The sequence below is a fragment of the Pseudomonas sp. SDO5591_S426 genome (genome assembly GCF_054070755.1).
The window spans coordinates 15867-28608 of sequence record NZ_JBSVXD010000064.1 but is presented as its reverse complement, the minus strand read 5'-3'; the positions used below and the strand labels follow the sequence as shown (position 1 = coordinate 28608).

General features: G+C 61.2%; 13 protein-coding genes. All 13 read left to right on the top strand.

The window, feature by feature from the left end; genetic code table 11:
- Positions 1–183: hypothetical protein (locus ACW9JC_RS14925; protein WP_457455693.1), on the top strand; the 183-nt coding region annotated here is incomplete at its 5' end.
- Between the two features lie 137 nt (positions 184–320).
- Positions 321–1667 carry an outer membrane beta-barrel protein gene (locus ACW9JC_RS14920; protein ID WP_457455692.1) on the top strand — a complete coding sequence of 449 codons (1347 nt, stop codon included), beginning with the start codon at positions 321–323 and terminating at the stop codon, positions 1665–1667.
- An 87-nt stretch (positions 1668–1754) separates the two neighbouring features.
- A complete protein-coding gene (locus tag ACW9JC_RS14915; protein WP_416127020.1) occupies positions 1755–3065 on the top strand; it encodes an ABC transporter substrate-binding protein in 1311 nt (436 codons plus the stop codon).
- Positions 3066–3090: 25 nt separating this feature from the next.
- Entirely contained in the window at positions 3091–3816 is a 726-nt protein-coding gene (locus tag ACW9JC_RS14910) for an ABC transporter ATP-binding protein (RefSeq protein WP_457455689.1), read from the top strand.
- 3 nt (positions 3817–3819) lie between these two features.
- On the top strand, positions 3820–4512 hold the full coding sequence (locus tag ACW9JC_RS14905; protein WP_457455687.1) for an ABC transporter ATP-binding protein: 693 nt from the start codon (positions 3820–3822) through the stop codon (positions 4510–4512).
- 2 nt (positions 4513–4514) lie between these two features.
- A complete protein-coding gene (locus tag ACW9JC_RS14900; RefSeq protein ID WP_338581002.1) occupies positions 4515–5378 on the top strand; it encodes a branched-chain amino acid ABC transporter permease in 864 nt (287 codons plus the stop codon).
- Positions 5378–6412: a branched-chain amino acid ABC transporter permease gene (locus tag ACW9JC_RS14895; protein WP_457455684.1), complete on the top strand. Its 1035-nt coding sequence runs from the start codon at positions 5378–5380 to the stop codon at positions 6410–6412. The genes ACW9JC_RS14900 and ACW9JC_RS14895 overlap by 1 nt, the downstream gene beginning before the upstream one ends.
- 86 nt (positions 6413–6498) lie before the next feature.
- A complete protein-coding gene (locus ACW9JC_RS14890) occupies positions 6499–7428 on the top strand; it encodes a LysR family transcriptional regulator (protein ID WP_338581000.1) in 930 nt (309 codons plus the stop codon).
- A gap of 210 nt (positions 7429–7638) precedes the next feature.
- Entirely contained in the window at positions 7639–8133 is a 495-nt protein-coding gene (locus ACW9JC_RS14885) for a cupin domain-containing protein (protein ID WP_338580999.1), read from the top strand.
- Positions 8134–8181: 48 nt separating this feature from the next.
- The gene (locus ACW9JC_RS14880) at positions 8182–9201 is read left to right on the top strand and encodes a hydroxyquinol 1,2-dioxygenase (protein ID WP_338580998.1); all 1020 of its coding nucleotides are present in this window, start codon (positions 8182–8184) and stop codon (positions 9199–9201) included.
- 90 nt (positions 9202–9291) lie between these two features.
- Positions 9292–10755 carry an aldehyde dehydrogenase family protein gene (locus ACW9JC_RS14875; RefSeq protein ID WP_338580997.1) on the top strand — a complete coding sequence of 488 codons (1464 nt, stop codon included), beginning with the start codon at positions 9292–9294 and terminating at the stop codon, positions 10753–10755.
- 8 nt (positions 10756–10763) lie between these two features.
- Complete coding sequence (locus ACW9JC_RS14870) at positions 10764–11831, top strand: maleylacetate reductase (RefSeq protein WP_457455681.1); 1068 nt, start codon at positions 10764–10766, stop codon at positions 11829–11831.
- Positions 11832–11868: 37 nt separating this feature from the next.
- Complete coding sequence (locus tag ACW9JC_RS14865; protein WP_457455679.1) at positions 11869–12741, top strand: dioxygenase family protein; 873 nt, start codon at positions 11869–11871, stop codon at positions 12739–12741.
- Position 12742 lies beyond the last annotated feature (1 nt).

The window sequence follows — 12742 nt, the reverse complement described above, 5'->3', positions numbered from 1 at the left end:
TTAAAGCAAGATCAAAAGATCGCAGCCTTCGGCAGCTCCTACAGGGTTGGGCGGTGCTTGCATCTCTGTGCCACACCACAAAACCATGTGGGAGCTTTGCTGCAAATCCCCCGCCATTGTTCTGAATACGCAAACACTGAAGTCGCCGAGATTGGAATTGTTGGTGTAGTGGCTGGCTTGTAGCCTCCATTACGCCGAACACCACGATTCGCCAACGATCGGGTGGAGCTCAAGCCAGGGCTCATCAAGACGTCATACCTTGCTTTCGGCCACATGCCCCTTCGGGGGATTGGCGCCTAATAAAAATAAGGAAGGCAGGTATGAGTATTCGTGCATGGGTTTGCGCAGCAACCCTGGTCGCGCCCGTTCTGGGTGCCGGCGTTTTGTTTCCCTCTGTGGCGCTGGCGGCAGACGATCCCATGGGTTCGCTGGTGCGCAGCGTGTTCGGCGACAGCCTTGAGCGTGAACACGGGATCAAGGTCTACGGCTGGGCGCAGGCCGGTGTGATCTATAACAACAACGGCACGGATGACGTCAGCAAGCAGAGCTTTTTCAACACCGACGAAGGCGTGAACCTCAACCAGTTCGCCTTGGCCGTGGAGAAAAAACCCAAGAGCAATGTGATCGGCCGCGTGGGGCCGTTTCCCGGTCCGATGCCGCAAGAGGCTGACTGGGGTTTCAACGTCACCGCGCTGTACGGCAAGGATGCGCGCTATTTCAAGACCTACGGCTGGGACGAGGACCTGAGCGTCAACCGCGACAACAAGGCTGAAGATCCGGCATTCACCGTTGCCCAGGCCTACGTCAATTTCTACTTCCCGGTGCTCGGCGGTTCTGAGTTGATGGTCGGGATTTTCCACACGCCGCTGGAAAACGAAATCGGCTTCGCCTTGCCGTCACCCGCACCGACTGACTTCTACTCGCACACCTATTCCTTCATGCACGGCCCGGCCAAACATGCCGGCGCGTTGTACTCGTTCAAACTGCCTTCGGCACCGGGCGAGAGCATGCTCGGTTTCGAGTTGGGCGTGGTGCAGGGCTGGAACAACCTGCAAGACCCCAACCGCGACCCGGACGTGATCGCCAACGTACGCTGGCGCTCGGCGGACTTCAGCACCTGGATCGACTGGGAAAACATCTACGGCAACGGCGCCGGCGACAGCTTTGCCGAATGCAGTTGCGGCTCGCCATTGCCGGCCGGCACCAAGGACGACGATTACAAACGCCTGGCGTCGTACCTTACCCTGTCGCAAGTGCTCGACCCGAACAACCGCGTGGCGCTGGAGCTGAACTACGGCACCCAGGAGCAGGGCGCGTTCGCCGGGTTCGCCAACAAGAACGATGCGACCTGGTACGGCACCGACATCAACTGGTATCACAAACTCAGTGAAAACCTGATGTGGAACAGCCGCGCCGAATGGTTCTACACCGATGCGCCGGTCCACGTGATGATGGCCAACATCGACCCGAACACCGGCATCCCGGACCCGACCTGGGGCAGTTTCTACGGCGTGACCACCAACCTGGCCTGGACGCCGACACCCAACGTGCGCCTGCGTCCGGAACTGCGCTACGACATTCATTCCGGCCCCGGTCGCGATGCCTACGCCGATGGGCAAAAGGATAAGCAGGTCGTCGCGTCCTTCGACGTCAGCTTGTTCTTTTAAACTGACTTCTTCCGTTTACCCCTGACCCTGCGTGCTGGCCCGGCCACACGTGGCGACCCCGTTCGTCCGGGCTTTTGGAGTACTGACATGACAGACAACAACGATAACAACCTGTTTGGCCGCAATTTCTCCCGCCGCGATTTTCTGCGCAGCACCGGCGTTGCGGCCGGTGGCGTAGCACTGGCGAGCATGCCGTTCACCTTTGCCATCGGCAGTGAGCGGGTGATCAAGCTCGGCTATGTCAGCCCGCAGACCGGGCCGTTGGCGCCGTTTGCGGCGGCCGACAACTACATCATCGAATCACTCAAGCAAGTGCTGAAGAACACGATCAACGTTGGCGGTAAGGCCTATCGCCTGGAAGTCATCGTCAAGGACAGCCAGTCCAACCCCAACCGCGCGGCGGAAGTGGCGAGCGAGCTGATTCTGTCGGATCAGGTCGACCTGATGCTGGTGTCGTCGACCCCGGAAACCACCAACCCGGTCTCCGACCAATGCGAAATCAACGAGATTCCCTGCATCTCCACCGTCGCCCCGTGGCAGCCGTGGTTCTTCACCCGGGGCGGCAAACCGGATCAAGGCTTCGAGTGGACTTACCACTTCTTCTGGGGCCTGGAAGATGTGATCGGTGCTTACAGTTCGATGTGGGGCGCGATGCCGTCGAACAAAGTCGTCGGCGGTCTGTTTCCCAACGATGGCGATGGCAATGCCTGGGGCGACCAGAAGCTCGGCTTCCCGCCGGTGCTGGCGCAGAAGGGGTTCCAACTGGTCGACCCCGGCCGCTTCCAGAGCCTGACCGACGATTTCTCCGCACAGATTGCCGCATTCAAAAAGGCCGATGTCGAGATCGTCACCGGTGTGGTGATTCCACCGGATTTGAGCACGTTCTGGACCCAGGCTCGCCAGCAAGGCTTCAAGCCCAAAGCGGTGTCGGTGGGCAAGGCGCTGCTGTTCCCGACCGCCGTCGAGGCGTTGGGTAAGGCCGGTAACAACCTGTCGACCGAAATCTGGTGGAGCCCGACCCACCCGTTCAGCTCATCGTTGACCGGCGCCAGTGCCGGGCAACTGGCCCAGGGTTTTACCCAAGCCACCGGCAAGCAATGGACGCAACCGTTGGGCTTCGTGCATGCCTTGTTCGAACTGGCGGTGGACATCCTCAAGCGCACTGAAGAAGTCGGTGATGCACACGCGGTTCGCGATGCCTTGCTCAAGACCAACCTCAACACCGTGGTCGGGCCGATCAACTGGAACGGTGGACCGGTGAAAAACGTCGCCAAGACCCCGCTGGTCAGCGGCCAGTGGCGCCTCGGCCAGGACAACAAATACGACCTGATCATCACCAGCAATGCCACCGCGCCGGCGATTCCGTTGGGCGGCGAGATGCAGGCCATTACGTATTGATCGCGCAACAGGACACGGGTGCACCATGCAACAACCACTTCTGCAAATGACCGATGTGCACAAAAGCTACGGCCAGGTGAAGGTCACGGATGCCATCGACTTGACCCTGCAATCGGGCGAAGCACTGGGCATCATCGGCCCCAACGGTGCGGGCAAAAGCACGCTGTTCAACCTGATCGCCGGTGGCGTGGCGGCGGACAAAGGCACGATTCATTTCGAAGGCCGCGACGTTACCCGCGTGCCGGTGTTCAAGCGCTGCCAGCAAGGCATCGGCCGTTCCCACCAGATCCCGCACCCGTTCGTGAAAATGACCGTGTTCGAGAACCTGCTGGTGGGCGCGACCTTTGGGGCGCGGCTGCGGGACAAGGAGGCCAGCCAATGGTGCGCGCAGACGCTGGAACTCACCGGTCTGATGCGCAAGGCGAATGTGCTGGCCGGTTCGCTGACCTTGCTCGACCGCAAACGCCTGGAAATGGCCCGGGCCTTGTCGACTCAACCGCGTTTGCTGTTGCTCGATGAAATCGCCGGTGGCCTGACGGAACCAGAGTGCCTGGCACTGGTGGAAACCATTCAGGGCATCCACAAGTCCGGCGTCGCGATCATCTGGATCGAGCACATCGTGCACGCCTTGCTGGCGGTGGTCAGTCGCCTGACGGTGATCAACTTCGGCGCCAAACTGGCCGAAGGCGAGCCATGCAGCGTCATGGCCGACCCTCGCGTCCAGGACATCTACATGGGCATCGGGAGCTGACGCATGCTGACCATCGAAAAACTCTGCGCCGGCTACGGCGACTTTCAAGCGCTGTTTGACATCAGCCTGACCCTTGAGGCCGGTGAAACCGTGGCGATCATCGGCTCCAACGGCGCGGGCAAATCGACCTTCCTGCGTTCGCTGGCCGGGCTGATCAAGAACCAGCCGAGCGCTATTTCTTTCAAGGGTCAGGCCATTGGCGACATGCCTGCCAATCAGGTGCTGGAGCGCGGCATCGCCCTGGTGCCGGAGGGCCGCAAGCTGTTTCCGTCGCTGAGCGTCGAAGAAAACCTGCTGATCGGCGCCTACAGCAAACGCCCGGGACCGTGGACGCTCAAGCGCATCTATCAGCTGTTCCCTGTGTTGGAAAAACTGCGCAAGCGCCCCGGCACGGCGCTGTCCGGCGGCCAGCAGCAGATGGTTGCGATAGGCCGTGGCCTGATGGCCAACCCGCACTTGCTGTTGTGCGACGAAATCAGCCTGGGCCTGGCGCCGACGACGATCAAGGACATCTACGCCGCGTTGCCTTCGATCAAGGCCGACGGCACCACGGTGATTCTCGTCGAGCAGGACATCAATCAGGCACTGAGTGTGTGCGACCGCTTCTATTGCTTCCAGGAAGGGCGCGTGTCCCTGACCGGGCGCGCTGGGGACGCGGACAAAGCACAAATCAAAGCCGCGTATTTCGGGATCTAGTGATGGAATGGCTCAATACTTTGCTTCAAGGCGTGTTGCTCGGTGGCCTGTACGCGATGTTCGCGGTGGGGCTATCGCTGATGTTCGGCATCATGCGCCTGGTCAACATCGCCCATGGCGACTTCATCGTACTGGCGTCGTACCTGGCGCTGATGGTGGTCAATCATCTGGGCTTCAGTCCGCTGGCGAGTCTGCTGATCGTGGTGCCGCTGATGTTCTGTTTCGGCTACCTGCTTCAGCGGCTGTTGCTCAACCGCACGCTGGGCACGGACATTCTGCCGCCGCTGCTGGTGACGTTCGGCCTGTCGATCATCGTGCAGAACGTGTTGCTGGAATTCTTCAGCGCCGACAGTCAGAAACTGTCCCAGGGCGATCTTGAGGTGGCGAGTGTGGGCATCGGCAGCCTGAGCGTCGGCGTGATGCCGCTGATCGTGTTTGGCAGCGCGTTGCTGATCATCGGCGGCCTGCAACTGCTGTTCTACAAAACCTCGTTGGGCCGGGCGTTTCGCGCCACCTCCGATGACCAGCACACCGCACGGCTGATGGGCGTCAACAACGCGCACATCTTCGGCCTGGCCATGGCGCTGGCGATGGCCGTGGTGTCGATTGCCGGGGTGTTCCTGGCCATTCGCACCAGTTTCGACCCGACTGTCGGGCCAGCGCGGCTGTTGTACGGTTTCGAAGCGGTGATCATCGGTGGTCTGGGCAGCCTGTGGGGCACGCTGGCGGGCGGGGTGATTCTCGGCGTCGCGCAGGCCGTGGGCGCGAAAATCGACCCCGGTTGGCAAATCCTCGCCGGTCACCTTGTGTTTCTGCTGATCCTGGTCGTGCGTCCGCGTGGCCTGTTTCCCCGGAGTGTCGACTGATGAATGCCTTGAACAATCCCGCGCCGGTTTATCGCGTACAACGCACGACCACCAGCAGCACCATCGGATTGTCGTTGCTGGGCCTGTGCGTATTGATTTTGCTCAGCGCGCCCTTGTGGGCGGATCGCGCCAGTCTGCGGCTGGTGGTGGAGTTCGCCTATTACCTGGCGTTGGCACAAATGTGGAATTTGCTGGCGGGATACGCCGGCATGGTCTCGGTAGGGCAGCAGGCGTTCGTCGGCCTCGGTGGTTATCTACTGTTTATGCTGGCGACCCAGTTCGGCATACCGCCATTGTTCGCGGTTCTGCTTTCCGGGGTGCTGGTCGCGGTGCTGGCGATTCCCACGGCGTTGATCGTGTTTCGCCTGCGTGGCGCCTACTTCGCCATCGGCACGTGGGTGGTGGCGGAGGTGTTCCGTTTGGGGCTGGCGCAGATGAGCAGCCTGGGCGGCGGATCGGGGCAAAGCTTGCCGGCGGCGATTGTGCGGCAGATCGGCAATGACCGGGACGGGCGCGAAACGTTGATCTACTTCACCGCACTGGCGATCGCCATCGGCGCCGTGGCGGTGGTGTACTTCTTGTTGCGCTCGCGACAAGGGCTGGCCCTGGCCTCGATTCGTGATTCGGAACCGGCCTCCGGCAGCCTCGGGGTGGATACGTTCCGCACCAAACTGATGGTTTACGTACTGGCCGCCGGTTGCACCGGTGTGGTCGGGGCATTGATCTTCCTGCAAAAGCTGCGGATTTCCCCGGATGCGGCGTTCAACCTGCAGGACTGGACGGCAGTGGTGATCTTCATCGTGATCATCGGCGGCATCGGCACCCTCGAAGGCCCGTTGATCGGCACGCTGATCTACTTCGTGTTGCGCGGCTGCCTGGCACAGTATGGCGCGGTGTATATGATCATCCTCGGCATGGTCGCGGTGGTGATGATGCTCAAGGCACCGCAAGGAGTGTGGGGACTGATCAGCGAACGCCTGGGCTGGCAGGTTTTCCCGATGCAGCGACGGTTGTCCGTTACGCCCCGGCCATGAGGCGCAGCATGGATCTGGAGTGCGAGGTGCCGACAGGCTAACCTCGCTGTTCCTATAAGAACAAAAGCATCCAGAGAGCCTGCCCCATGGATCGTTTACTCAGTGTCGAAGCCTTTGTGCGGGTGGCCGAAACCGGCAACTTCGCCAAGGCCGCCCAGCAACTGGGCGTGACCCGTTCGGTGATCACCCACCGTATCCAGCAACTGGAACAGTTCATCAATGCGCCGCTGTTCCATCGCAGCACGCGCCATGTGCGGCTCTCCGAAGTGGGCGAGACCTACTACAAGGAATGCGCCGACATGGTCGCGGGCTTCAACTCGCTGACCGAGCACATGCGCGAGCTGCGGGCCAAACCCACCGGCAAACTGCGGGTGCAGATGCTGCCGGGGTTTGCCATTGGTCACTTTGGCCGAATGCTGGCCGAGTTCACCCGGTTGTATCCGGACATCGAAGTCGATGTGATCGTCAACGACCGCGTGGTGGACCCCATCGAAGAAGGCTTCGACGTGGCGTTCCAGATGTTCCCGCCCATGGCCGAAACCCTGATCGAGCGCAAGCTGTTCAGCGTGCGCCGCCTGTTCTGCATGTCGCCCGATTACGCCAGCGAGTTCGGGGTGCCGACCCATCCCCAGGAACTGTTGCAACACAAGATCGCCCTGTACGAGGGCTATCCGTCGCGCAATCGCTGGATCTTCACCCGTGACGACGAGCAAGTGGAGCTGAGCCTACCGGGCCAGGTACGTTCGAACTCGGTGCATTTACTGCGCGATTACGCGCAGACCGGGGTGTGCATTGTCTGCCTGCCGACCCTGGTAGCCAGCGATGATTTGCTCAGTGGCCGATTGATTCCGGTGCTGCCGGAGTACGCGTTGTCTTCCTTCAATTTCTCGGCGGTGTACCCCGCAACCCAGCGCCGAGCGTTGAAAGTGCGCACGTTGATCGACTTTCTGGTGGAGAATTTCGGCGATGAGCCATGCTGGGACAAGCCCTTGCTGGAGCGGGGTTGGGTACGCTGATAACGGCGCGATCCCTGTAGGAGCTGTCGAGTGCAACGAGGCTGCGATCTGTTGCTTTTTACAAGCAAGATCAAAAGATCGCAGCCTTCGGCAGCTCCTACAGTGTTTGCGTTTCGCGAACACTGTTGTCGCTGGTCCTCTAATTGTTCCGGCATCGGCTGCGACGTACTGTTGACTCACTGTTACTACAACAACAAAACGGTGAAAACCATGAGTAGCGCGGCAATCGAAACAGTCTTCGGCTCGCTGGACAACTACAGCAAAGGCTCGGTCGAGATCATCAGCGGCCAGGCCAGCCACTACGCCTTTTCGAACATTTTCGAAGTGGCGGAAAAATCCCTTCCTTATGAAAAAGTCATCGTCGGCCTCAACCTCGGCTACGTGATTGAAACCCTGCGCGCCGAAGGCCAATCGCCTTGGTACACCGCCGCGCACGACGAGTTCGCCATCGTCATGGACGGCGAAGTGCGGGTGGATTTCCTCAAGCTTGATTCGCCGCTCAAGGCAGGCGAGGGCACGCAACTGGCGGGTGACCTGCCGGCGGGCAAGCCCATGGGTTACGTGCTGCTCAAGCGCGGTCATCAGTGCCTGTTGCCGGTGGGCACGGCGTATCGCTTCGAAGCCAGTCGCCCGGGCGTGATTCTGCAGCAGACCATCAAAGGCCCGTTGTCGGTCGAGAAGTGGGCAGACATCTGCTTCAAGTGATCTGCCGAGCCCGACCGCCCATCCCACAACAACAAGAGGAAACCCGCCATGGCCATGCTTGAAACCGCTGCCGATACCGCCCTGTTTGCCGACGATGAACTCAAGATGAGCGCACCTCATGCCGTCACCGGCTACCGCTCCTTCGAACTCGGCGCCTTCGAACTGTCGCGCGACGAGTATTTCGCCCGCATCACCTGGCCCGCCAAAGGCCAGACCCGCTCGCACCTGATCCCGGTCGACGCCTTCCTGCGCGCCATGATGCGCGACGTGGCCTGGGGCTTTTTCTACGGCTGGGTCAACTTCGACCAGGTCATTGGCACCCGCAATTACTACGGCAAAGTCGACCTCTACGCCGGCACTTTCAACGGCACACTCAAGGCCGCCGGCGTCAACTACACCGAAAACTTCGAAACGCCGCTGATCATGGCCACGTTCAAGGCCATCCTGCGCGACTGGACCAACGCCACGTTCGACCCGTTCGCCGCGCCGGAAGAAACCGGCAGCGCGTTTGGCCGCAAAAACGGCGACAACATCGAAGCCATCGAACGCTTCCGCATCGCCACCAAACGCATGCCGGGCCTGCCGGACGATTCACCGCTGCGCAACGATCTGCCGGTCAATCGCCAGTTCATCGACGTGCCGCAGGACGAGCCGGAAATCCACGCCGCCGAAGGTTTCGAAGGTGAACTGCATGCCTTCAACCTGCACAAGTACCTGTCGCGCTCCGACGTGACCTGGAACCCGTCGGTGACCTCGGTGTGCAAGGCCAGCCTGTTCTGCCCGACCACCGAAGAATTCATCCTGCCGGTGTTCCATGGCAATGACCGGGTCGAGTGGTTCCTGCAAATGTCCGACGAGATCATCTGGGATGTCGGCGACAAGGACGACGGCAATCCGCGTGCCCGCATCACCATGCGTGCCGGCGACATCTGCGCCATGCCCGCCGACATCCGTCATCAGGGTTACTCGACCAAACGCTCGATGCTGCTGGTCTGGGAAAACGCCACGCCGAACCTGCCGCAACGCTACGAAAGCGGCGAGCTCAAGCCGTACCCGATCGAGTTCTGAGACCTCGTGTCTTGCCCGACAACCCGTCGGGCCATGCTTCCAGCCATTCAGTCAGACACTGCGCGACAGGCGCGGTGCGAGGAAACCATTATGCAAAATCAGCTCTATATCGATGGCCGCTTCGTCGATGCGGTCGCCGGCGGCACCATCGACGTGGTGTCGCCCCACGACGGCTCGTTGATCACCCGCATTGCCGCCGCCGAAGCCGCTGATATCGACCTTGCTGTCGCTGCCGCCAAACGTGCGTTCCCGGCCTGGTCGGCGCTGGGCGCGGCCGAACGTGGTCGCTTGCTGCTGAAACTGGCGGACAAGATCGAAGAGTGCAGCGAAGAACTGGCGCAGCTCGAATCCCTCAATACGGGACACCCGATACGCGATTCCCGTGGCCTCGACGTGCCACGCACCGCCGCTTGCTTTCGTTATTTCGGCGGCATGGCCGACAAGATCGAAGGCTCGGTCATTCCGGTCGAAGCCGGGTTCCTCAACTACGTGCAGCGCAAGCCGATCGGCGTGGTCGGGCAGATCGTGCCGTGGAATTTTCCGCTGATGTTCACCAGCTGGAAAATGGGCCCGGCACTGGCGGCGGGCAACACCATCGTCATCAAACCTTCGGAAATCACTCCGTTGTCGACCTTGCGCATCGTGGAGTTGATGACCGAAGTCGGCTTCCCCAAAGGCGTGGTCAACGTGGTGCCGGGTTACGGCCACACTGCCGGGCAAGCGCTGGCTGAACACCTCGACGTGGGCAAGATCGCCTTCACCGGTTCGACCGCCACTGGTCGCCGGATCGTCGAAGCCTCGAAAAGCAACCTCAAGCGCATCCAGCTGGAACTGGGCGGCAAGGGTGCCAACATCGTTTTCGAAGACGCCAACATCGAAGCGGCCGTCAATGGCGCAGCCTGGGCGATCTTCCACAACCAGGGTCAGGCGTGCATCGCCGGTTCGCGTTTGATTCTGCACAAGGACATCGCCGACCAGTTCCTGGAGCGCTTCATCGCATTGGCCAAGTCCATTCGCCTGGGCGACCCGATGGACCCGGAAACCGAAATGGGCCCACTGACCTCGGCGCTGCACCGCGACCGTGTGATGGCCTACATCGATATCGCCATCGAGCAGGGCGGCAAGATTCTCGCTGGCGGCAAGGCGCCGGACGACAAAGCCCTGGCCAAGGGTTTCTACGTCGAACCGACGATTGTCGAAGCCAAACCGAGTGATCGGGTGTGCCAGGAAGAAGTGTTCGGCCCGTTCGTCACCGTGGTGCGTTTCAGCACCGACGAAGAAGCGCTGGCCATCGCCAACGACTCCGAGTACGGACTGGGCAGCGGCCTGTGGACGCAGAACCTGACCCGCGCGCACAAAATGGCCGACGCGATTCACGCCGGCATGTGCTGGATCAACTGCTACAAACGCGTCAGCCCCGGCAGTCCGTTTGGTGGTGTCGGTCAGTCCGGTTACGGCCGTGAGATGGGCTTTGAGGCGATCCACGACTACACCGAAGCCCGTTCGGTATGGGTCAACGTCGACGCGAAAATCGCTCCGCACTTCAAACGCTGAGGCTTGCCATGAATCCTTTTGTCTACCAAAGCCTGCCGACCCGCGTGGTGTTCGGCTGGGGCAAACTCTCGGCGCTGGCTGAGGAAATCGAACGGCTGGGTGCCCGGCGTGCGCTGATCCTCACCACCCCTGAACAGCATGGGCTGGGCGAGCGGGTAGCCGCTTTGCTCGGTGATCGCGCGGCGGGCGTCTATGCCAAAGCGGTGATGCACGTTCCGTTGGAAGTGGCGCAGGCGGCGCGGGATGAAGCAGCGCGCCTGGATGCCGATTGCTGCGTGGCCATTGGCGGTGGTTCGACCATCGGTCTGGGCAAGGCCATTGCCATGGATTCCGGCCTGCCGATCGTCGCCGTGCCGACCACTTACGCCGGTTCGGAGATGACACCGATCTACGGCTTGACCGAGAACCGCCTGAAGAAAACCGGGCGTGATCCCAGGGTTCTGCCGAAAACCGTGATCTACGACCCGCAATTGACCTTGACCCTGCCGGCGCAAATCTCCGCCTGCTCGGGCATGAACGCCATGGCCCACGCGGTCGAGGCGCTGTACGCCGAGGACGCCAATCCGATTATCGGTTTCATGGCCGAAGAATCGATCCGCTCACTGGCGCAGGCGTTGCCGGGCGTGGTCAATGATCCGAACGACGCCGAGGCCCGCAGCCAGGCGTTGTACGGCGCGTGGCTGGCGGGCATTTGCCTGGGTTCGGTCGGCATGGCCTTGCACCACAAGCTTTGTCACACCTTGGGCGGCACTTTCAATCTGCCCCACGCCCAGGCCCACGCCATCGTTCTGCCGCACGCCGCGCACTACAACCGCGAAGCGGCGGCGGGACCGTTGCAACGTGCCGCTCGCGCACTGGGTGGCAGCGAGGCCAGCGAGGTCGGCGCCTTGCTGTATGCGCTGAACCAGAAACTGGGTATTCCTTTGGCGCTGGCTGACATCGGTCTCCCCGCAAACGGCCCGGCCGAAGCGGCGCAAATCGCCTGTGCCAGTCCTTACTACAATCCACGGCCGTTTGAACAAGGCCCGATCGAAGCGCTGCTGAACCGCGCCCTGCAAGGGCTGGCGCCCGCCTGACAGGCCCGCCACTTTTACTTTCATCGGAATAACAACAATGACCGATCAAGACAAAGCCACGGAAGCCCTGATTTCCGAGCAAGCCGTGAGCAGTTTCAACGACGCGCCCAACGCGCGATACAAACAGATCATGCAGAGCCTGACGCGGCATCTACACGCCTTTGTCAGCGAGGTCGAATTGACCGAGCAGGAGTGGTTCGAAGGCATCCGCTTCCTGACCGAGACCGGGCATAAATGCGATGGCCTGGTGCGCCAGGAATTCATTCTGCTGTCGGACACCCTCGGCGTTTCGATGCTGGTGGACGCGATCAACCATCGGCACAGCGCAACGGCGACCGAAACCACGGTGTTCGGGCCGTTCTACATCGATGGCATGCCTGATCGGGCGTTCGGCGAAAACATGGCCTTCACCCCGGGCGAAACGGCACTGGTGCGCGGGCGGGTGGTCGATGTTCACGGCAATGCCTTGGCCGGTGCGGCGCTCGATGTCTGGCAGACTGCCGAGAACGGCATGTATTCCGGCCAGGACCCCGAGCAGCCGTTCGGCAACTTGCGCGGTCGCTACCGCACCGACGCCGACGGTTGTTTCGCGATTCGCACGATTGTCCCGGTGGCCTACCCGATACCGACCGATGGTCCGGTGGGGCGCATGCTCGATGCGGCCAACCGTCATGCGTGGCGGCCTGCGCACCTGCATTTCATGATTGAAGTGCCCGGCTATCGCAAACTGGTGACACACCTGTTCAATCACGATGACCCGTATCTAGCGTCCGATGCGGTGTTTGGTGTGAAACAGTCGTTGCAGGTGATCTACGAAGACCGGATCAGCCACGACGATGTGTCTGCCAGACTGGGTATGGAACTGCCGTTCAAGCGTGCGTGTTACGAATTTGTCATGGAAACCGAGTGAA